The organism is Albimonas pacifica (assembly GCF_900113695.1).
GTDB lineage: Bacteria > Pseudomonadota > Alphaproteobacteria > Rhodobacterales > Rhodobacteraceae > Albimonas > Albimonas pacifica.
In genome coordinates, this window is the sequence record NZ_FOQH01000004.1 from 336156 (window position 1) to 357175 (window position 21020).

Genomic DNA, 21020 nt, shown 5'->3' on the forward strand with positions numbered 1-21020 from the left:
CGCTGCTCATGCTCGCCACGCCGGCGGCGGCCCAGCAGAGCGCCGCTCCGTCGGCTGCACGGCAGAGCGCCGCGCCGGCGGCGACGCAGGAGAGCGCCGCTCCGACGGCGGCGCAGGCGCTGGGAATGCGCGTGTCGGAAGCCCCGGCCGCCGAGGCGCGCGACGCGCTGGAGGCCGCCGACCGGGCGCTCGCCGAGGCCGCGGACGATTCCGCCCGCCGCGCCGCCGCCACCCGCGCCGGCGCCGCGGTGGAGGCGACGCTGGAGGCGATGCGCGAGAGCCTGCGCGGGGCCGCCCGCCTGATCGCCGCGCTGGAGGTCCGGGCGGAAACCGCGCGCGACGCCGGCCAGGCCTCGGTCGCGCGGCTCGCCTCGCTGGCGCGCGCGCCGCTGGCCGCGCAGGCGGCGCAGCCCGCGGGGCCGCTGGCGGCGGCGCGCGGAGCCTGGCTCGCCGCCGCCATGGGGCCGGACCGGGCGGGCGTCGCCGCGCTTCGCCGGCAGGAGCTGTCCGAGGCGCAGGAGCGCGACCGCGAGCGGCGCGCCGCCTGGTCGCTGGCCCGCGGCGCCGCGCTGGACCTGCGCAACGCGCGCGAGGACGTGCTGGCCCCCGGCGGCGTGGGCGCGCTGCGCGCCAGCCTGCGCGAGACGCGCCGCGCGCTCGACGCCTTCACGGCCGTGCCCGCACCCGCCGATCCGCTGGGCCTGCCGCCGCCGCGCCCGGTCCTGCCGGGGAATTGGCCGCCGCCCGCCCCGGGACCGATCGTCACGCCCTTCGGCGCGCGCGACCCCCTCGGCCAGGCGCAGACCGGCATCGAGATCGCGGTCCCCGGATGGGCCGCGCCGCGCACGCCGGCGCTGGCCTCGGTGCGCTACGCGGGCCCGCTGGGCGGGCGCGGACAGGCCGTGGTGCTGGAGACGGCGCCCGGCCGGCTGCTGATTCTCGGCGGCCTCGAAAGCCTCGCCGTCGGGGAGGGAGAGATCCTCCCGGCCGGGGCGCCGGTCGGTCAATTGCACGTCATCGACCCCGCCGCCCCGGAAATTCTCGTCGCCGCGCCCTTCCCCCGGGCGGCGTTTTCCGCTGCAATGCTTTATGTGGAAGCGAGGGAGGCCGGGATCCCCGTGGATCCCGCCCGCTGGTTCGCGCTCCCGAAAGGAGAGTCAGAGACGCCATGAAAAATATCGCCGTCGCCGCGTTGGGGGGCGCCGTCGCGGGCGCCCTGCTGACCGCGCCGCTCGTCGCGCCGCTGAGCGCGCAGGAGAACGACGCGCGCACCACCTACGAATACCTCGACCTGTTCGGCGACATCTTCGAGCGCGTCCGGACCGCCTATGTCGAGAAGGTGGATGAGAAGCAGCTGATCGAGAGCGCCATCAACGGCATGCTCACCTCGCTCGATCCCCACTCCAGCTACATGCCCCCGACGGCCTTCGACGACATGAAGGTGCAGACGCGGGGCGAGTTCGGGGGCCTCGGGATCGAGGTGACCATGGAGAACGGCTTCGTGAAAGTCGTCTCGCCCATCGACGACACGCCCGCCGCCGAGGCCGGCGTCGAGGCCAACGACTTCATCACCCACATCGACGGCGAGTCGGTGCTGGGCCTGACGCTGGCCGACGCGGTGGACAAGATGCGCGGGCCGGTCGGCTCGGACATCGTGATCACCGTGGTGCGCGAGGGGGTCGACGAGCCCTTCGACCTCACCATCACCCGCGCCAACATCAAGATCGCCGCCGCCAAGGGCCGCGTCGAGGGCGACGTGGGCGTGCTGCGCGTGACCCAGTTCACGGAGCAGACCTTCGAGAACCTCAAGGACGAGATCGAGAAGGTGCAGGAGGAGCTGGGCGGCGCGGACAACGTGAAGGGCTACGTGCTCGACCTGCGCAACAACCCCGGCGGCCTCCTGAACCAGGCGGTGGCGGTGTCGGACGCGTTCCTCGAGTCGGGGGAGATCGTCTCGACCCGCGGGCGCGATTCCAACGACATGGACCGCTACAACGCCGAGGCCGGCGACCTGACCGGCGGCAAGCCGATCGTGGTGCTGATCAACGGCGGCTCCGCTTCGGCCTCCGAGATCGTGGCCGGCGCGCTGCAGGATCATCACCGGGCCATCGTCGTGGGCGCCAAGTCCTTCGGCAAGGGCTCGGTCCAGACGATCATGCCGCTGTCGGGCAAGGGCGCGATCCGGCTGACCACGGCGCGCTACTACACGCCGTCCGGCCGCTCGATCCAGGCGCTGGGCATCGAGCCCGACATCCTGATCGAACAGGCCAAGCTCGCCGTCGAGGAGGGCGAGGTTCCGCCCCGCATGCGCTCGGAGGCCGACCTGCGCGGCAGCCTCGAGAACTCGCTCAGCGAGGACGAGCGCGAGCAGATCCAGCAGGAGCGCGCCCGCCACGAGGCGACCGCCAAGCTCCGCCAGGAGGATCTGCAGCTCGCCTATGCGCTGGACGTGCTGACGGGCCTGTCGGTCTACGGCATGGGCGCGATGCAGGCGACGCCCCCGGCCTCGAACGAGTGACGGAGGAGGGCGGCGTGGCGAAGGAGCTGAAGAGGGAGCTCTCCGAGGCGGAGATCGCCGCGCTGCCCTATCGCCCCTGCGTGGGGCTGGTGATCCTGAACCGCTCGGCCGAGATCTTCGTCGGCCAGCGGCTGGATTTCCGCTCCGACGCCTGGCAGATGCCGCAGGGCGGCGTGGACGAGGGCGAGGCGCCGCTGGAGGCGGCGCTTCGCGAGCTGTGGGAAGAGACCGGGATCACCCGCGACAAGGTCACCCTGCTGGCCGAGAGCCGCGAGTGGATTCCCTATGACCTGCCCGCGACCCTGATCCCCAAGCTGTGGAAGGGCCGCTACCGCGGCCAGACCCAGAAGTGGTTCGCCTTCCGCTTCCACGGCTCGGACGCGGACGTGAACATCGCGACCGAGCACCCCGAGTTCTCCCGCTGGGCCTGGTCCCCGCACGCCGAGGTGCTGGAGCGCATCGTCCCCTTCAAGCGCGCCACCTACCGCAAGGTGCTGGCCGAGTTCGACCGGCTGTTCGCCTGAGCGCGCCTGCGGGCCGGCGTCGGCGCGCAGACGCCCCGCGCGACGACGCTTCGCGGCCGACCTGCACGCCTCCGGGAGCGGCGCGGCGGGTCGCTCAGCCCCCGCGCAGCGCAAGGCGCCGGCTGATCCGGTCCACGGGCGTGCCGTCCTTGAGGGGCACGCCGGGGGCCACCGCGACGTCCACGAAGCCCTGCCGCGCGTAGTAGGCGAGCCCGCCGGCGTTGTCGGCGCGGATGGTGGCGTCGATCTCGCGATACCCCCGCCGCACGGCCTCGGCCCGCGTGTGGGGGAACAGCGCCGAGCCGACACCCCTTTGCGCCGTGCCGGGGGCCACGAAGCTCGCGATGATCGCGAGGTCGGGGTCCGCGTCGTCGGGCTCGATCCACTGGAAGCCGATCACCGCGCCGGCGGGGTCCAGCGCCACGTGGGCGAAGGCCGGGTCCCGGGTCTTGCCGGCGAGATAGGCCGCGTCGAGCGGATCCTCGTAGGCCGTGGTCCCGCCGATTCGGATCAGGGCGTTGAGGATCGCGGCCATGGCCGGCGCATCCTCAGGCGTGGCGCGGCGGACGTCGATCATGCGCGGGCTCCGGGCGGCGGGGGGGGGCGGCGTCTCCCGGCCCTGTCGGCCGGGCGAGCCTCACCAGGGACGGGTGGCGCGGAAGGCGGGGCGGGCCTGCATCGTCTCGAGCCAGGCGCGCAGCCGCCGACGACCGGCGAGCAGCGCGCCGCCCTCCGGCGCCTCGGCGAAGGCCGCCAGCATCGGCGCGAGGTGCAGGTCGGCGAGCGAGGGCGCCTGCCCCCCGAAATACGGCCCCTCGCCGGTCAGCCCCTCCAGCGCGTCGAGCACCGGGCGGGCGCGCGACAGGCCCTCGCGCGCCTCGGCGCGGTCGGCCTCCTCGCCCTGGCGGGGCAGGAAGACGCGGTGGGAATAGAGCATCCGCACCATCGGCCAGTAGGCGTAGGCGTCGGCGATGGCCTGCACCTGGCGCATCCGGGCGCGCGGCTGCGGGGCCGAGGGCTGCAGGGCCGGCCCTTCGAAGGCCTCGTCGACATACTGGAGGATCGCCACCGTCTCGTAGACCGCGAAGGAGCCGTGCACCAGCACCGGGACCTTGGCGAAGGGGTGGCGGCGGGCGGCGCGCTCGGGCTCGAGGAAGGGGTCGACCTCGGCCCAGTCCCAGTCGACGCCCTTCTCCGAGAGGGTCAGGCGCACCGCCCAGGAATAGATGCTGTGCTGGTAGCCATGCAGCGTCACGCGCGGGGGCGAAGTCATGCGGGGTCTCCTGGCTCGGGGCGCCGAACCCTGCCGTCCCCGCCGCCCCGACGCAACCGGGCGCCGGGCGCGACGCCGCGTCCGCCCGCCGCGGCCGGGGGGCGAGGCGCGCGCAACCCGGGGCGCGCGGGGCCTGAGGACCCGGGGGGCTCTGGCCGCGAAGCGCCGTGGGCGCCATGATGCGCCCGCCGACGCCTGCGCCGGCCCGAGGACCCCGACAGGAGCGCCCCGCATGACCATCGACGCGTCGATCTCCACCTGCTTTCGCAAGTTCGCGACCTTCTCCGGCCGCGCCCCGCGCTCCGAGCTGTGGTGGTTCGTGCTGTTCGTGGCCGTGATCCATGTCCTGCTCGCCTTCATCGAGGCGCGCCTGCTGCCCGGCCTCACGGACCCCGAGACCGGCTTGGGCCCGCTGTCGGGCCTGTGGTCGCTGGTCACCTTCCTGCCCTCGATCTCGGTCAACGTGCGCCGGCTGCACGACCGCGGCCGCAGCGGCTGGTGGTGGTGGCTGTGGCTGGTTCCGCTGGTCGGTTCGATCGTCCTGCTGGTCTGGTTCTGCCTGCGCGGGACCGAGGGGCCCAACCGCTTCGGCCCCGACCCGCTGGCGCCCGACCTGCCCCCCTCCGAGCGGCCGTGGGAGGTTCCCTCGGTCGGCCGCGACCGGGGGTGAGCGCGGTGCCCGCCCCCGCCTTCGACAGACCCGCCTTCGCCAAGCCCGCCTTCGACGTCGGCATGGCCACCAACGCGCTGGAGGCGCACCAGCGCTTCTGGAGGGAGGAGGCGGGGCTCGCCTACGACCACCTCGCCCGGCTGGGCGGGGGCTTCCACCAGCATCGCTGGCGGCAGGGCGCCTCGATCGTCAAGGTCAACCACAGCCGGGCGGCGCTGGCCGACGAGCCGCCGGGCGGCTACGTGGGCCTGACGCTCGCCGCGCCGCGGAGTGCGACGCTGGTCTCGCCCGACGGGCTGCCGGTGACGCTGGCGCCCGGGGCCCCGGCCTCGCTGCACCTGCATGTGCGGACCGCCGATCTCGACGGGTTCCGGCGCTTCTACGGCGAGGTGCTGGGCCTGGAGCCGTCCGGCGCGGACGCCTTCCGGCTGGGCGAGAGCCTGATCTCGGCGACGCCCGGCGCGGCGCCGCCCCGCGCTGACCGCTTCGCCCGCGGGCTTCGCTACATGACGGTGCAGATCTTCGACTGCGACGCCGCAACCGCCGCGGCCGAGCGGCTGGGCGCCGAGGTCGGCCAGCCGCCGCGCACCCTCGGCGCGGTGCGCTTCAGCTTCCTGCGCGACCCGGACGGAAACTGGATCGAGCTGTCGGAGCGCGGCTCGCTCACCGGGCGCGACCCGCGGCCGGACTGAGGCCGCCCCCCGGGCCCGGACGCGAAAAGGCCCCGCGCGATCGCTCGCGCGGGGCCTTTCTTCAGTCCGGGCGTCGACAGGCTCAGAAGCCGAGCGACGAGGCCAGGAACTTCATGTCGTTCAGACGCAGCGCGGCGAGGGTCTTGGCGTCGCCGGTGGCGATCTCGTGCGCCTTCTCGGCCTCGGCCATGCGGGCGGAGAACCACTCGGCCGAGACCTCCTCCTTCTTCACCGCCTCCTCGGCCAGCACCGCGGCGCCGGCCGGAGAGATCTCGGCGAAGCCGCCGGTGACCACGTACGAGGTCTCCGAGCCGCCGTCCCGCACCGTCACCACGCCGGGGCGCAGGGGGGTGAGGAAGGGCGCATGCTCGGGCATCGCCGTCAGGTCGCCCTCGGCGCCCGGGATCTGGATCGCGTCGGCCTCGCCGGAGGCGAGCTTGCGCTCCGGCGAGACGAGATCGTAGGCGAGCTTGGCCATCGGGCTACTCCAGAGTCAGGATCAGGCCGCGGCGGCCAGCTTCTCGGCCTTCGCGATCACCTCGTCGATGCCGCCGACCATGTAGAAGGCGGCCTCCGGCAGGTGGTCGAACTCGCCCTCGCAGACCCGCTTGAACGAGGAGATGGTCTCCTCGAGCGGAACCTGCACGCCCGGCGAGCCGGTGAAGACCTCGGCCACGTCGAAGGGCTGCGACAGGAAGCGCTGGATCTTGCGCGCCCGCTGCACGGTCAGCTTGTCCTCTTCCGACAGCTCGTCCATGCCCAGGATCGCGATGATGTCCTGCAGGGCCTTGTAGCGCTGCAGGGTCTCCTGGACCATGCGGGCCACCTGGTAGTGCTCCTCGCCGACCACGGCCGGGTCGAGGATGCGCGAGGTGGAGTCGAGCGGGTCCACGGCCGGGTAGATGCCCAGCTCGGAGATGGCGCGCGACAGCACGGTCGTGGCGTCGAGGTGGGCGAAGGACGTGGCCGGCGCGGGGTCGGTCAGGTCGTCCGCGGGCACGTAGATCGCCTGCACCGAGGTGATCGAGCCGTTGCGGGTCGAGGTGATCCGCTCCTGCAGCTGGCCCATGTCGGTGGCCAGCGTCGGCTGGTAGCCCACCGCCGAGGGGATGCGGCCCAGAAGCGCCGACACCTCGGAGCCCGCCTGCGTGAAGCGGAAGATGTTGTCCACGAAGAACAGCACGTCGGCGCCGGACTGGTCGCGGAACTGCTCGGCGATGGTCAGGCCGGTCAGCGCGACGCGGGCGCGGGCGCCCGGCGGCTCGTTCATCTGGCCGTAGACCAGGGCCACCTTGGACTTGGTCAGGTCGTCCATGTTGATGACGCCGGACTCGATGAACTCGTGATAGAGGTCGTTGCCCTCACGCGTCCGCTCGCCCACGCCGGCGAACACGGAATAGCCCGAGTGCACCTTGGCGATGTTGTTGATCAGCTCCTGGATGAGCACGGTCTTGCCCACGCCGGCGCCGCCGAACAGGCCGATCTTGCCGCCCTTGGAGTAGGGGGCGAGCAGGTCGACGACCTTGATGCCGGTGACCAGGATCTCCGACTCCGTCGCCTGGTCGGCGAAGGAGGGGGCGGGCTGGTGGATGGCGCGGGTCTCGGTCGCCTCGACCGGGCCGCGCTCGTCGATGGGCTCGCCCACGACGTTGAGGATGCGGCCCAGGGTGCCGTCGCCGACGGGCACCGCGATGGGCGACTCGGTGTCGGTGACTTCCTGGCCGCGGGTCAGACCCTCGGTCGAGTCCATGGCGATGGTGCGCACGGAGGACTCGCCGAGGTGCTGGGCGACCTCGAGAACCAGGCGCGTGCCGTTGTTGTCGGTCACGAGCGCGTTGAGAATGGCGGGCAGATGGCCGTCGAAGGCGACGTCCACGACCGCGCCGATGACCTGGGTGATCTTTCCGGTGGGCATGGGGGTCTCCGTCCCTTACAGCGCTTCCGCGCCGGAGATGATTTCGATGAGCTCCTTGGTGATCGCGGCCTGGCGGGAGCGGTTGTACTCCAGCGTCAGTCGGTCGATCAGGTCGCCCGCGTTCCGGGTCGCGTTGTCCATGGCGGACATCCGCGCGCCCTGTTCGGAGGCGGCGTTTTCCAGAAGAGCCGTGAAGATCTGCGTGGCGACGCCCCGCGGCAGCAGCTCGGCCAGGATCGCTTCCTCGTCGGGCTCGTATTCGTAGAGCGCCGAGACGTTGTTCTCCTCAGCGGTCTCCGGCGCCTCGAACGAGGCGGGGATCAGCTGCTGCGCGGTCGGGACCTGGGAGATCACAGACTCGAACTTGTTGAAGAACAGCGTGGCGACGTCGAACTCGCCCTCGGAGAAGCGGCCCAGCACGTCGGTCGCGATGTTCAGCGCGGTGGCGTAGTCCACCCGCTTCATGCCCGACAGGTCCACGTGGCCCACGAACAGCTCGGCGTAGTCGCGGCGAAGCTGGTCGCGGCCCTTGCGGCCCACGGTCAGGATCTTGACCGTCTTGCCCGCGGCCAGCAGCTCGCGGATGCGGATGCGGGCCAGGCGGACGATCGTGCTGTTGAAGCCGCCGCACAGGCCGCGCTCGGCGGTGGCGACGATCAGCAGGTGCGTCTGGTCGGACCCCGTCCCGGTGAGGAGACGGGGGGCCGTGGCGGGGTTGGCCCCCGCGGCGAGGTTCGCGAGAACCGCGGTGAGGCGCTCTGCATAGGGGCGGCCGGCCTCGGCCGCCTCCTGGGCGCGACGGAGCTTCGCCGCCGCGACCATCTGCATGGCCTTCGTGATCTTCCGGGTCGATTTGACCGAGTTGATCCGGTTTTTCAGGTCCTTGAGGCTGGGCATTTATGCGTCCCTGTCCTGGGCCCCCGGGGCTCAGGCGAAGCCCTTGGAGAAGTCCTCGATCGCGGCCTTGATCTTGTCCGCCAGCTCGCCCGCGACCTTGCGGTCGTTGGTCTCGATGTCGTCCAGCAGGTCCTTGCAGGAGGACCGCAGGTGGGTGACGAAACCGCGCTCGAACTTGGTGACCTGGTTCACCGGGATCTTGTCGAGGTAGCCCTCGGTCCCGGCGTAGATCACGCAGACCTGCTCGGCGTTGGTCAGCGGCGAGTACTGCGGCTGCTTGAGCAGCTCGGTCAGACGCGCGCCGCGGTTCAGCAGGCGCTGGGTGGCCGCGTCGAGGTCCGAGCCGAACTGCGCGAAGGCCGCCATCTCGCGGTACTGCGCCAGCTCGAGCTTGATCGAGCCCGCGACCGACTTCATCGCCTTCGTCTGGGCCGAGGAGCCCACGCGCGACACCGACAGGCCGGTGTTCACGGCGGGGCGGATGCCCTGGAAGAACAGCTCGGTCTCGAGGAAGATCTGGCCGTCGGTGATCGAGATCACGTTGGTCGGGATGTAGGCGGACACGTCGCCGGCCTGCGTCTCGATGACGGGCAGGGCGGTCATCGAGCCCGACCCGAAGTCCTCGTTCAGCTTCGCGGCGCGCTCCAGCAGGCGGGAGTGCAGGTAGAACACGTCGCCCGGGTAGGCCTCGCGCCCCGGCGGACGGCGCAGCAGCAGCGACATCTGGCGGTAGGCGACGGCCTGCTTGGAGAGATCGTCGTAGATGATCAGGGCGTGCATGCCGTTGTCGCGGAAGTACTCCGCGATGGCGCAGGCCGCGTAGGGGGCCAGGTACTGCATCGGCGCGGGATCGGAGGCGGTGGCCGCCACGATCACCGAGTAGTCCATGGCGCCCGTCTCTTCCAGCTTCTTCACCAGCTGGGCGACGGTCGAGCGCTTCTGGCCGACGGCGCAGTAGATGCAGTAGAGCTTCTTGGACTCGTCGTCGCCGGCGGCCGCGTTGTAGCTCTTCTGGTTCAGGATCGCGTCGAGCGCGACGGCGGTCTTGCCGGTCTGGCGGTCGCCGATGATCAGCTCGCGCTGGCCGCGGCCGATCGGGATCAGGGCGTCGATCGCCTTCAGGCCGGTCGCCATCGGCTCATGCACCGACTTGCGGGGGATGATGCCGGGGGCCTTCACGTCGGCGCGGCGACGCTCGGAGCCGTCGACGGCGCCCTTGCCGTCCAGCGGGTTGCCCAGCGCGTCGACGACGCGGCCCAGCAGGCCCTTGCCCGCCGGCACGTCCACGATCGAGCCGGTGCGCTTGACGGTGTCGCCCTCGCGGATGCCGCGGTCGTCGCCGAAGATCACCGCGCCGACCGAGTCCGCCTCGAGGTTCAGCGCCATGCCCATCAGGCCGCCGGGGAATTCCACCAGCTCGCCCATCTGCACGGAGTCGAGGCCGTAGATGCGGGCGATGCCGTCGCCGACGGACAGCACGGTGCCGACCTCGGAGACTTCCGCTTCCTGACCGAAGTTCTTGATCTGCTCCTTGAGGATAGCAGAAATCTCGGCTGCCTGGATGCTCATCACCCGACCTCTCTCATGGCGTTCTGCAGGGCGGCGAGTTTCGAGCGGATCGAGGTGTCGATCAGCTTGGACCCGACCTTGACGACCAGACCGCCGATGAGGGACTCATCGACCGTCTCGTCCAGATTGACTTCGCGGCCGAAGGCCGCCTTGAGCGCGTCGGCGAGGGACGCGCGCTGTTCGTCGCTGAGCGGGGCGGCGACCTTGACCTCGGCGGTCAGCTCGCCGCGACGCTCGGCCATCCGCGCCGCGTAGGCGTCGCAGACGTCGCCGAGCGCGAACAGGCGCCGCTTCTGCGCCATCAGCCCGATGATGTTCTTGGTCATCGCCGAGACGCCGAGCGCGTCGGCGACGGCGGCCATCGCGGCGGCCAGCTCGTCACGCTTGTAGAGCGGGCTGCTGACGGCCGTGCGCAGGTCCGCGCTGTCGTTCAGCGCCTGGCGGACGGCCTTGAGATCCGCCTCGACCTGCTCGAGGGCGCCCTGCTCCTCGGCGAGCTCCAGCAGGGCGGTCGCGTAGCGTCCCGCGATGCCGGTGGTGAGCGTTGCTGATACTGCCACGGGTCCCCTTCCGAATTCGGCTGGACATGCCAAAAGCCGGCGCGGGGCGGCTTCCTGACGGATGCCGTCCGCCCCCTCTCTCGAACCGAGGGCTAGCTAGCATAGGGGGTGGAGGCGCGCAATATCGTGACAGGCGCCCGAGGCATGGGGCGAAGTCATTGATATTTCGTGAACTCAGGGCCCGGCGACCGGCCCTGCGGCCCTGTGCAGCGTCGCCCTGCCGCGGGCGGAACCGCGGGGTTGATGAGGATTCGCATCGGATTGGAGGGATTCCCTGCCGCGCGGCCGGGATTTCCGCCCTGCGGCGCCGGCGCCGGGGCCGTCGCGGGGCCGCCCGGGCGGGCCGCGGCCGGCCCGGGCGAATCCCTCAGCCGCGGTCCAGGCCGCGCGCGATCTCGCCCGCCAGCGCCAGCCCGCCGTAGACCAGACCCGAGTAGAGCTGCACCAGCGACGCCCCCGCCGCGAGCTTGGCCTGCGCCTGCTCGACCGAGGCGACGCCGCCCACGCCGACCAGCGGCAGCGCCCCCTGGGTCAGGCGCGACAGCTCCCCCAGCACCTCGGTCGAGCGCGCGAAGAGCGGCTGGCCCGAGAGCCCGCCCGCCTCGTGCGCGTGGGCGCTGCGCAGCCCCTCGCGCGAGAGCGTGGTGTTGGTGGCCACGATCCCGTCGATCCCCTGGGCGAGGCAGACCTCGGCCACGTCCGAGAGCTCGCCCGCGTCGAGATCGGGGGCGATCTTGACCAGCAGCGGCGCGCCGGGGGCCTTCGCCTCGCGCGCCTCGAGGCTGCGGGCCAGCGCGGCGGCCAGCGCCTCGCGCCCCTGCAGGTCGCGCAGCCGCTCGGTGTTGGGGGACGAGACGTTGACCACGAAGAAGTCGACCAGCCCGGCGAAGCGGCCCAGCACCGCCACGTAGTCGGCGACCTTGTCCTCGCTGTCCTTGTTGGCGCCCAGGTTCAGGCCCAGCGGCGCGGGCAGGGGCGCGGCGGCGCGGGTCGCCTCCAGCCGCGCGGCCACGACCTCCATCCCTTCGGTGTTGAAGCCGAAGCGGTTGATGACGCCCCGGTCCTCGGTCAGGCGGAACAGGCGCGGGCGGGGGTTGCCCGGCTGCGGGCGCGGCGCCACGCCCCCGATCTCGAGAAAGCCGGGGCCGGAGGCGAGCGTCGCCGCCACCGCCTCGGCGTTCTTGTCGAAGCCCGCGGCGACGCCGACGGGGTTGGGAAAGTCGAGGTTCCAGACCCGCCGCGCCAGGCGCGGCGAGGTCACGGGCCCGCCCGGCGACAGTCCCATCGCGTGGCGCAGGTTCAGGGCCTGGATCGCCCGGCGGTGAGCCTCCTCGGGCTCGAGGCTGCGCAGCAGGGCGAGGCCCGCGCGCTCGGCGGCGACGGCGAAGCTCATGCGTCCGGCTCCCCCCAGGCGACGCCTTCGGGGAAGGCGTGGCGCCCCTCCGCGTCCCGCGGCAGGGGCCGGATCCAGCCGACGTCGGAGGCCCGGATTTCTCGGTAGAGATGGGGGAACAGGGCCCCGCCGCGGCTTTCTTCCCAGTGAAGTGATTCTCCCAGCACGGCGGTCCTCAGGCTCGCGATCCACAGATCGCCGTCCTGCGCGAAGTGCTTCGCAGCGGTGCCCGGCGCCTGGGCCGCGGTGGAGAGATGAACGAACCCGTCCCGCAGATCATGCTCCGATCCTGAAAAAACAAGAGTTTGCACCAGTCGGGAGCATTCATCCGGTCGGAGTATCTTGAACACGTCTAGAACACGCACGGCGTCGTTCATCCTGTCGTTGACATGAGCGCGCAGTTAAGGATTCCTTAACCCGTAGCCGACGTCACGTCGACGTCGGGCGTAGCGTACCAGGTGGCTCTATGATCCGAGTGGCGTTCGCAGGGTGAAGTGACTGGGGGTGGCCAAGTCTGCCGCCTACGGCCACCCCCCCTCCATCAGCACCGAGACGACCCCAGCCCCCGGCGCCGAGCCTCGGGCGAACGAAAACGGGCCGCGACGCCGTCGCGGCCCGTTTCGCTTTCGGAACGGCTCAGACGAGCCCTTCGGCCTTGGCGAAGGCGAGGGTGGCGTCGAGGCACTCCTCCATCGGCGCGAACAGGGCGTCGATCTCCTCCTCGGTGATGATCATCGGCGGGCAGAAGCCCAGCGAGTCGCCCATGGCGCGCAGGATCACGCCGCGCGCGACCAGCTCGCCCATCAGCTTCGCGCCCAGCTTGCCGGCGGGGTCGAAGGTCTTCTTGCCGGACTTGTCGGGCGACAGCTCCAGCGCGCCGATCAGGCCGACGCCGCGCGCCTCGCCGACCAGCGGGTGATCCTTCAGGCGCTGCAGGTGGCCCTGGAACTTCGGCGCGACCTTGCGCACGTGGTCGAGGATCTTGCGCTCCTGGTAGATGCGGATCGCGGCCACGCCCGCGGCGCAGCCCACCGGGTGGCCGCCGTAGGTGAAGCCGTGGCCCAGGGTGCCGATCTTGCCGGTGTGCTGCTCGATCACCTCGGCCTGCTCGCGGCACAGCGCGACGGCCGACAGCGGCGCGTAGCCGCCGGTCAGCTGCTTGGCCAGCGACATCGATGTCGGGTTCACGTTGTAGGTGTCGGCGCCGAACCACTCGCCCGTGCGGCAGAAGCCGTTGATGACCTCGTCCGAGATCATCAGCACGTCGTATTTCTCCAGCACCGGGCGGATCGCCTCGAAGTAGCCGGCGGGGGGCACGATCACGCCGCCGGCGCCCATCACCGGCTCGGCGATGAAGGCGGCGACCGTCTCGGGGCCCTCGCGCTCGATCAGCTCCTCGAGCTCATGGGCGAGGCGGGCGGAGAACTCCTGCTCGGTCTCGCCGTCGAGCGCCTCGCGCCAGTGGTGGGGAGTGCCGGTGGAGATGAAGCGGTCCAGCGGCAGGTCCCAGTCGATGTGGTTGTAGGGCAGCCCGGTCATCGAGGCCGAGGCGATGGTCACCCCGTGGTAGCCCTTCTTGCGGGAGATGATCTTCTTCTTCTCCGGCCGGCCGAGCGCGTTGTTGTAGTACCAGGCGAGCTTCACCTGGGTGTCGTTGGCCTCCGAGCCCGAGGACTGGAAGATCACGCGGGCCATGCCGGGGGCCAGCTCCTTGATCTTCTCGGCGAGCTCGATCGCGGGCTCGTGGGAGCGGCCGGCGAACAGGTGGTAGTAGGGCAGCTTGTGCACCTGCTCGGCCACCGCGTCGGCCAGCTCCTTGTCGCCGAAGCCCAGGCCCGCGCACCACAGGCCCGCCATGCCCTCGAGATACTCGCGGCCATGCTCGTCGTAGACGTAGACTCCCTTGCCGGTCTCGATGACATGGGCGCCCACCTGACGATGGGCCGCGGCGTTCGTGTAGGGATGCAGCAGCGCTTCGACGTCGCGCGTCTGCATGTTGGTGAGCTGGACGTTCATCGGAGGGCCTCGTGTCGCAAGGGATGAAAAGGGCTACGCCCGCCCCCGGGGGCGCGTCAATGGTCCGGATGATGCGGCGCGGCATGGGTTTCGCGGGCGCGCGGGCCGCCAGAGACGGCCGGGCGCGCGGGGGCGTGTGAAGGTCCCCCGGCAAGCCTTTGTCCGGACAGAGATAGGCCCGTATCGCAGACCGCCATGGACGCCGCGTCGGCGCGCCGATAAGGTCGCCGAACTTTCCGCACCCCGCGCGCCAGCGGGGGCGTTATCCTGGGAGGGTCGCGTCCATGCCCGGCATTCTCGCGCTGGGGCTCGGCTATGTGTTCAGCCAGTTCTACCGGGCCTGCCTGGCCGTTCTCGCGCCTTACCTGACCGCCGACCTCGGCCTCGACGCCGCCGACCTGGGGCGCGCGTCGGGGGCCTGGTTCCTGGCCTTCGCGCTGATGCAGATCCCGGTCGGCGTGGGGCTGGACCGGCTGGGGCCGCGGCGCACCGCGGGGCTGCTGTTCGGGATCTGCGCGGCGGGGGGCTCGGCGATCTTCGCGCTGGCCCAGGGGCCGGCGATGATCACGGTGGCGATGACCCTGATCGGGGCCGGCTGCGCGCCCGCGCTGATGGCGCTGTTCTACATCTACGCGCGCGAGTTCGACATGGCGCGCTTCGCCTTCCTCACCTCCTGCACCGTGGGCATCGGCACGCTGGGCAACATCGCGGGGACCGAGCCCTTCGCCGTCCTGATCGAGGCGGTGGGCTGGCGTGCGGCGATGGGCGGGTTCGCCGCCGTCTCGGCGTTGTCGGCGGTCGCCTCGCTGGTGCTGGTCAAGGACCCGGTGCGGGTCGACCCCGCGGCGGGCGAGGGCCGCGACCGCGGCTTCCTGGAGTATTTCGAGCTGCTGCGGATGCCGGTGTTCTGGGCGCTGATCCCCATGGCGATCGTGAACTACGCCCCCGCCGCGGGGATCCGCGGCCTGTGGGCGGGACCTTACCTGTCGGAGGTCTTCGCCCTGCCCCCGGTCGAGGTCGGCCGCGCCGTCCTGTGGATGGCCGTCGCCATGTCGCTGGGCGCCTTCTGCTACGGCCCGCTGGACCGGATCTTCCGCACCCGCAAGTGGATCGTGGCGCCGGGCAACCTGGCGGCGGCGGGCCTGTGCCTGGCGCTGGGGCTGTGGGCGGACGGCTCGGCGGCGCTGGCCACCGCGCTGCTCGCCGCCATCGGCTTCATCTCCGCCACCTACACCATCGTCATGGCCCACGCCCGGGGCCTCGCGCCGCTGCGGCTGGTGGGGCGGACGGTGACGATGATGAATTTCTTCGTGATGGCGGGCGTCGGCCTCGCCCAGCCGATCACCGGCGAGGTGGTCGAGGCCGCCCGCGCCGCCGGCGCCCCCCCGGCCGAGGCCTACGCCCAGGTCTTCATGCTCTACGCCGCCGCGATGGTCTTCGCGACGGCGGTCTACCTGTTCAGCCGCGACGCCAAGCCCTGAGACGCGGCCCCCCGCCGCCGGGGCCCCGAGGTCGCGCAGACGACCCGGTCCCGGCGCGCGCAACGACGAAAAGGGTCTCGGGAGGACCTCCATGGATCTCGCCGCGCTGATGGCGATCTACATCCTCAGCCAGTTCTACCGCACCTTCCTCGCGGTGCTGGCGCCGGCGCTGACCGCCGACCTCGGGGTCACGGCGGCCGAGCTCTCGCACGCCGCCGGCTCGTGGTATCTGTTCTTCTCGCTGGCGCAGCTTCCCACAGGGGTGCTGCTCGACAGGTTCGGGCCGCGGCGGGTGGTGGGGACCTTCCTGTGCGGACCGGCCTTCGTGGGGGCGCTGGTGTTCTCGCAGGCCCACGACGCCTTCCAGCTGACGCTGGGGGTGGCGCTGATCGGGGTCGGCTGCGCGCCGATCCTGATGAGCGGCATGTTCCTCTTCGCCCGCCGCTACCCCCCCGCCCGCTTCGCCACGCTGTCGGGGCTGATGATCGGGGTCGGGGGCCTGGGCAACATCCTGGGCGCCGCCCCCTTCGCGCTGGCGGTCGAGGCCTTCGGCTGGCGCGAGATGATGCTGTTCCTGGCCGGCACCGGCCTCGTCTGCGGCGGCGTCGCCTTCGCGGTGCTGCGCGACCCGCCGCCCCTGCCGCCGACGCCCGGGGCGAAGGACGCGGGCTTCCGCGGCTTCCTCGAGCTCTTGCGCATGCCGCTGCTGCTGGCGATGCTGCCGCTGGCGCTGACCAACTACGCGGTGGCCGGCGGCATCCGGGGGCTGTGGGCGGGGCCGTACCTCGCGGACATCCACGGCTTCGACGCGGCGGCCATCGGCATGGCGACGCTGTGCATCGCGGTGGCGATGATGTCGGGCAACTTCGTCTACGCGCCGCTCGACCGGGTGTTCGGCTCGCGCAAGCCGCTGATCCTGTCGGCGAACGTGGCGGGGTTCGTCTGCGTGGCCTGGCTGGCCTTCGGCTCGCCCGGCGCCTGGACGGCGGTGGCGCTGATGACCGCCTGCGGCTTCTTCGGGGCGACCTACGCGGTGCTGATCGCCCACTGGCGCAGCTTCGTGCCCCTGCGCCTGACCGGGCGGGGGGTCACGCTGATCAACGTCACCGGCATGATGGGCACGGCGCTCGGCCAGTTCGCCACCGGCGCGCTCTCGGACGCGCCGCTCTCGGCAGGGGACTTCGCGGCCGGCTACCACCGGGTGTTCCTGTGGTATGCCGTGACCCTGCTGATCGGGCTGACGGTCTACGCCCTCTTCGCGCGCGACGCCCGGCCCGACCAGGTGGCCGACTAGGCGCTCCGCTCGTGAAAATGGGCGATCCCCCATCTTGCGGCGGGGATGCGCGGTAATTACGCTCCGCGCACGGGAAATGGCCCCGGATCCGGGTGGAGCCGACATGCTGCACGCAAAGCGCATCCTGCTGGTCGTCGGCGGCGGGATCGCCGCCTACAAGACCCCCGAGCTGGTCCGCCAGTTCCGCAAGCGCGGCGCGGCCGTCACCTGCGTGATGACCCGCGCGGCGGAGGAGTTCGTGGCCCCGCTGGCGCTCGGCTCCGTCTCCGGCGCCAAGGTCTATCGCGAGCTGTTCGACCTGACCGACGAGGCGGAGATGGGGCATATCCAGCTCTCCCGCTCCGCCGATCTCGTCGTCGTCGCTCCGGCCACCGCCGACCTGATGGCGAAGATGGCGAACGGGCACGCGGACGACCTCGCCTCGACGCTGCTGATGGCGACCGACAAGCGGGTGCTGATCGCGCCCGCCATGAACGTGCGGATGTGGGAGCATCCGGCGACCCGGCGGAACCTGCGCACGCTGGAGAAGGACGGCGTTCTGGTCGTGGGCCCGGACGAGGGCGACATGGCCTGCGGCGAGTACGGCCCCGGCCGCATGTCCGAGCCGCCGGCCATCGTCGAGGCCGCCGCCGCCGCGCTGGGCGGCGGGCCGCTCGCCGGGCGGCGCATCCTGGTCACCTCCGGCCCGACGCACGAGCCCATCGACCCGGTGCGCTACATCGCCAACCGCTCCTCCGGCGCGCAGGGCACGGCGCTGGCGAACGCGCTGCGCGACCTCGGCGCGGAAGTGATCTTCGTCACCGGCCCCGCCGACGCGCCCCGCCCGCAGGGCGTGCAGGTCGTGGAGGTGGAGAGCGCGCGCGAGATGCTCGCCGCGGTCGAGGCCGCCCTCCCCCCGCAGGGTCCCGCCGCCGACGCCGCCGTCTTCGCCGCCGCGGTGGCGGACTGGCGGGTGGCGAGCGCCTCGACCTCCAAGATCAAGAAGCAGGCCGGCGCCCCTGCCCCGGCGCTGGAGTTCGCCGAGAACCCCGACATCCTCAAGACCGTCTCCCGCTGGAGCGAGGGCCGCCCACCCCTGGTGATCGGCTTCGCCGCCGAGACCGACGACGTCGAGGCCCACGCCTCCGCCAAGCGCCTGCGCAAGGGCTGCGACTGGATCGTGGCCAACGACGTCTCGCCCGCCACCGGCATCATGGGGGGCACGGAGAACGCCGTGATCCTGATCACCGCCGAAGGGGCCGAGCCCTGGCCCCGCCTGACCAAGACCGAGACCGCCCAGCGCCTCGCCCGCCGCATCGCCGACCATTTCGCCGGGCCGGGACGCGAGGACCGGGGGGCCGAGGACCGGGGGGCCGCGTGATGGAGATCGAGATCGCGCTGACCCGCCTGCCCCACCACGACCCCGCCCTGCCCCTGCCGGCCTACGAGACGGCGGGCGCCGCCGGCATGGACCTGCGCGCGAGCTTCCCCGACCGCGGAACCGTGAGCCTGGCGCCCGGGGCCCGGACGCTGGTCCCCACCGGCCTCGCCATCGCGCTGCCCGCGGGATTCGAGGCGCAGGTGCGCCCCCGCTCCGGCCTCGCGCTGAAGAAGGGGCTGACGGTGGCGAACGCGCCCGGGACCGTGGACAGCGACTATCGCGGCGAAGTCGGGGTGATCCTGGTGAACCTCGGCGACGCGGCGGTCGAGATCGCCCATGGCGACCGCATCGCCCAGATGGTGATCGCGCCCGTGACCCGCGGCCTGTGGCGCGAGGTCGAGACCCTGGACGAGACCGCCCGCGGCGCCGGCGGCTTCGGCTCCACCGGCGTGGGCGCGGCCGAAAGGACCTCCGGCTGATGCTGAAGCTGACCCGCAAGACCCTGCTGGCGATCGAGGCGGTGGTCGACATCGCCTACAACGCCCGCCCCGACCCCGTGCAGGCCCGCGACGTGACCGAGCGCCAGGGCATCCCCCAGCGCTACCTCGAGCAGGTGATGCAGGCGCTGGTGCGCGCGGGCGTCCTGAAGGGCGTGCGCGGGCCCCGCGGCGGCTACACGCTGGCGCGCGAGCGGCGGCGGGTGACGGTGGGCGACGTGGTGCGCGTGGTCTCGACGCTCGACGCCGAGGAGGGCGAGGCCGGCCCCGCCAGCCCGCTGGGCGTCTCGGTCGTCTCGCCGCTGTGGGAGGAGATGCAGCGCGATCTCCTCGACCGGCTCGACCGGATCACCATGGAGGACCTCTGCCGCGAGGCCCAGCGCCAGGACGTTCCGCGCGCCGACGAGACGCGCCCCGACTTCACGATCTGAACGCGGCGGGCGCGCGCGACTCGTCCCCCCCGCCGCTTGCGCGTATATAGATGCCAACCGCGCCGCGGGCCGGGCCTCCCCCCGCCCCCGCAGGCGCAGACCCCAGCGAGGGAGGACCCCGCATGACCGCCGACAGGCACGCCGCCGCCGTCCCGGAGCCCAGCCACGAACCGAACCCCGGCCGCTTCACGCCGCCGCGGGGCCGGATCTACGACGACATCACCCAGACCATCGGCTCGACGCCGCTGGTGCGGCTGTCGCGTCTGGCGGTGGAGCGGGACCTGAAGGCCGAGATCCTCGCCAAGCTGGAGTTCTTCAACCCGATCTCCTCGGTGAAGGACCGCATCGGCGTGGCGATGATCGACAGCCTGGAGCGGACCGGGCGGCTGAACCACGACACCACGGTGATCGAGCCGACCTCGGGCAACACCGGCATCGCGCTGGCCTTCGCCTGCGCGGCGCGGGGCTACAAGCTGATCCTGTGCATGCCCGAGAGCATGTCGATCGAGCGGCGCAAGATGCTGGCCCTGCTGGGCGCGCGGCTGGAGCTGACCGACCCCGCCCGCGGCATGCGCGGCGCCATCGAGCGGGCCGAGGAGCTGGCCGCCGAGATCGGCGACGCCGTGATCCCCCAGCAGTTCGAGAACACCGCCAACCCCGCGATCCACGAGGCGACGACGGCCGAGGAGATCTGGGCCGACACCGACGGCCATCTCGACGTCTTCGTGGCCGGCGTGGGCACCGGCGGCACCCTGACCGGCGTCGGCCGGGTGCTGAAGCACCGCGCGCCCCACGTGAAGATCGTGGCGGTGGAGCCCGAGGACAGCCCGATCCTCTCGGGCGGCGAGGCCGGCCCCCACAAGATCCAGGGCATCGGGGCGGGCTTCGTGCCCGGCAACCTCGACCGCGCCCTGATCGACGAGGTGCTGACCATCGGCAACGAGACCGCCTTCGACATGGCCCGCAAGCTGGCGCGCCTGGAAGGCATCCCCGGCGGCATCTCCTCCGGCGCCGCGGTCGCCGCGGCCCTGGAGCTCGCCGAGCGCGAGGACATGGCCGGCAAGCGCATCGTGGTGATCCTGCCCAGCTTCGCCGAGCGCTACCTGTCCACGCCCCTCTTCGAAGGCCTCTGAAGGGCCCGTCGACGCCTGCGGACGGCGGACGCAGGGCGGCGCCCCGGGCTTGACCCGGGGCCTCTCGCCGTCCGCCGCACGTGCGAGGCCCGGGGCCAGTCCCGCGGCGCGCAGCCGGCGCGACCGTGGATCCCCGTCTCCGGTCGCCTCCAGCCCCGGGATCCGGCGGCCCTTGCGGCCGCCGCCTCTCTCGGCCTAGGCTGACATACCCATCGGTATGTCGTGGAGCCGCCCATGTATCCCGTCGTCCGCGTGATGCGAGAAATGCGCCGCGCCGGCCGCCTGCCCGCGCTCGCCCCCGGCGAGACGCATGTGACCCGCACCCGCTGCTGGCCGCAGGACCTCGACACGGCCTGGGAGCTGAACAACGGCCGCTCGCTGACCCTGTTCGACATGGCCCGCATGGCGGTCCTGCGCCGCTGCGGCGTGGTCGAGCTGATGAAGGCCCGCGGGCTCTCGGTCGCCGTCGCGGGCTCGGCGGTCACCTATCGCAAGCGGGTGCGCCTGATGGACCGGATCGAGCTGCACGCCACCATCGTGGGCTGCGACGCGCGCTTCACCTATGTCGATCACGTGCTCTACGCCAACGGGGTCCCGGCGCACGGGCTTTATGCGCGGATGGCGCTGTTCGACGGCTCCGGCATCCGCCCGACGGCCGAGCTCTTCGCCGACCGGCTGGAGCCGGGCTGGCGCGCGCCGCTGCCCGAGCCGATCGCGGCCTGGGCGGACTCGGAGGCGCATCGCGCCTGGCCGCCGGCCGCCGCGGCCGCGCGGGCGGCCGCCTGAAGCCCGGCCCC

At 72.3% G+C, this 21020-nt stretch carries 22 protein-coding genes; 12 read left to right on the forward strand and 10 right to left on the reverse strand.

What is annotated here, in order from left to right:
- Positions 1-8: 8 nt before the first annotated feature.
- From BM064_RS09885 to BM064_RS09895, 3 genes are read left to right on the forward strand one after another with little or no spacing between them, the layout of a single operon-like run.
- Positions 9-1172, forward strand: coding sequence for a murein hydrolase activator EnvC family protein (locus tag BM064_RS09885; protein ID WP_143103297.1), 1164 nt, complete (start codon positions 9-11; stop codon positions 1170-1172).
- The gene (locus BM064_RS09890; protein WP_092859596.1) at positions 1169-2518 is read left to right on the forward strand and encodes a S41 family peptidase; all 1350 of its coding nucleotides are present in this window, start codon (positions 1169-1171) and stop codon (positions 2516-2518) included. Before BM064_RS09885 ends, BM064_RS09890 begins: the two co-directional genes overlap by 4 nt.
- A 14-nt stretch (positions 2519-2532) precedes the next feature.
- Complete coding sequence (locus BM064_RS09895; RefSeq protein ID WP_245779113.1) at positions 2533-3042, forward strand: RNA pyrophosphohydrolase; 510 nt, start codon at positions 2533-2535, stop codon at positions 3040-3042.
- 94 nt (positions 3043-3136) lie between these two features.
- Here the strand turns inward: BM064_RS09895 and BM064_RS09900 are convergent, their stop codons facing one another.
- On the reverse strand, positions 3137-3619 hold the full coding sequence (locus BM064_RS09900) for a GNAT family N-acetyltransferase (RefSeq protein WP_092859597.1): 483 nt from the start codon (positions 3617-3619) through the stop codon (positions 3137-3139).
- A 60-nt stretch (positions 3620-3679) separates the two neighbouring features.
- Positions 3680-4315 (reverse strand): glutathione S-transferase family protein, encoded by a 636-nt coding sequence (locus BM064_RS09905; protein WP_092859598.1) that lies wholly within the window; start codon positions 4313-4315, stop codon positions 3680-3682.
- Positions 4316-4547: 232 nt separating this feature from the next.
- On the opposite strand from BM064_RS09905, the gene BM064_RS09910 reads away from it, so the two are divergent.
- Positions 4548-4985: a DUF805 domain-containing protein gene (locus BM064_RS09910; protein ID WP_092859599.1), complete on the forward strand. Its 438-nt coding sequence runs from the start codon at positions 4548-4550 to the stop codon at positions 4983-4985.
- A gap of 5 nt (positions 4986-4990) precedes the next feature.
- Entirely contained in the window at positions 4991-5677 is a 687-nt protein-coding gene (locus tag BM064_RS09915; protein WP_143103298.1) for a VOC family protein, read from the forward strand.
- Positions 5678-5759: 82 nt separating this feature from the next.
- Here BM064_RS09915 and atpC read toward each other — a convergent pair whose 3' ends face one another.
- From atpC to BM064_RS09955, 8 genes are all read right to left on the reverse strand, one after another.
- Entirely contained in the window at positions 5760-6155 is a 396-nt protein-coding gene (gene atpC, locus BM064_RS09920) for an ATP synthase F1 subunit epsilon (protein WP_092859601.1), read from the reverse strand.
- A 21-nt stretch (positions 6156-6176) separates the two neighbouring features.
- Positions 6177-7592, reverse strand: coding sequence for a F0F1 ATP synthase subunit beta (atpD, locus tag BM064_RS09925; protein ID WP_092859602.1), 1416 nt, complete (start codon positions 7590-7592; stop codon positions 6177-6179).
- A 15-nt stretch (positions 7593-7607) separates the two neighbouring features.
- Positions 7608-8489, reverse strand: coding sequence for a F0F1 ATP synthase subunit gamma (locus tag BM064_RS09930; RefSeq protein WP_092859603.1), 882 nt, complete (start codon positions 8487-8489; stop codon positions 7608-7610).
- A 30-nt stretch (positions 8490-8519) separates the two neighbouring features.
- Positions 8520-10058 (reverse strand): F0F1 ATP synthase subunit alpha, encoded by a 1539-nt coding sequence (gene atpA / locus BM064_RS09935; RefSeq protein WP_092859604.1) that lies wholly within the window; start codon positions 10056-10058, stop codon positions 8520-8522.
- Positions 10058-10618 carry a F0F1 ATP synthase subunit delta gene (locus BM064_RS09940; protein WP_092859605.1) on the reverse strand — a complete coding sequence of 187 codons (561 nt, stop codon included), beginning with the start codon at positions 10616-10618 and terminating at the stop codon, positions 10058-10060. Before BM064_RS09940 ends, atpA begins: the two co-directional genes overlap by 1 nt.
- Positions 10619-10985: 367 nt before the next feature.
- On the reverse strand, positions 10986-12011 hold the full coding sequence (locus BM064_RS09945; protein WP_092859606.1) for a quinone-dependent dihydroorotate dehydrogenase: 1026 nt from the start codon (positions 12009-12011) through the stop codon (positions 10986-10988).
- A complete protein-coding gene (locus BM064_RS09950) occupies positions 12008-12388 on the reverse strand; it encodes a DUF952 domain-containing protein (RefSeq protein ID WP_092859607.1) in 381 nt (126 codons plus the stop codon). Before BM064_RS09950 ends, BM064_RS09945 begins: the two co-directional genes overlap by 4 nt.
- Positions 12389-12647: 259 nt before the next feature.
- Positions 12648-14027 (reverse strand): aminotransferase, encoded by a 1380-nt coding sequence (locus BM064_RS09955; protein ID WP_092859608.1) that lies wholly within the window; start codon positions 14025-14027, stop codon positions 12648-12650.
- 284 nt (positions 14028-14311) lie between these two features.
- On the opposite strand from BM064_RS09955, the gene BM064_RS09960 reads away from it, so the two are divergent.
- The 7 genes from BM064_RS09960 to BM064_RS09990 all read left to right on the forward strand — a co-directional run bounded on the left by BM064_RS09960 (position 14312) and on the right by BM064_RS09990 (position 21009).
- Positions 14312-15508, forward strand: coding sequence for an MFS transporter (locus BM064_RS09960; RefSeq protein ID WP_092859609.1), 1197 nt, complete (start codon positions 14312-14314; stop codon positions 15506-15508).
- Positions 15509-15599: 91 nt separating this feature from the next.
- A complete protein-coding gene (locus tag BM064_RS09965) occupies positions 15600-16802 on the forward strand; it encodes an MFS transporter (RefSeq protein ID WP_092859610.1) in 1203 nt (400 codons plus the stop codon).
- Between the two features lie 103 nt (positions 16803-16905).
- Complete coding sequence (coaBC, locus tag BM064_RS09970) at positions 16906-18162, forward strand: bifunctional phosphopantothenoylcysteine decarboxylase/phosphopantothenate--cysteine ligase CoaBC (RefSeq protein ID WP_092859611.1); 1257 nt, start codon at positions 16906-16908, stop codon at positions 18160-18162.
- Positions 18162-18641 carry a dUTP diphosphatase gene (dut, locus tag BM064_RS09975; protein ID WP_092859612.1) on the forward strand — a complete coding sequence of 160 codons (480 nt, stop codon included), beginning with the start codon at positions 18162-18164 and terminating at the stop codon, positions 18639-18641. Before coaBC ends, dut begins: the two co-directional genes overlap by 1 nt.
- A complete protein-coding gene (locus tag BM064_RS09980) occupies positions 18641-19090 on the forward strand; it encodes an RrF2 family transcriptional regulator (RefSeq protein ID WP_092859613.1) in 450 nt (149 codons plus the stop codon). Before dut ends, BM064_RS09980 begins: the two co-directional genes overlap by 1 nt.
- Before the next feature lie 122 nt (positions 19091-19212).
- Positions 19213-20223: a cysteine synthase A gene (gene cysK, locus BM064_RS09985; RefSeq protein ID WP_092859614.1), complete on the forward strand. Its 1011-nt coding sequence runs from the start codon at positions 19213-19215 to the stop codon at positions 20221-20223.
- Positions 20224-20457: 234 nt separating this feature from the next.
- Complete coding sequence (locus BM064_RS09990; protein WP_092859615.1) at positions 20458-21009, forward strand: acyl-CoA thioesterase; 552 nt, start codon at positions 20458-20460, stop codon at positions 21007-21009.
- Positions 21010-21020: the final 11 nt, after the last annotated feature.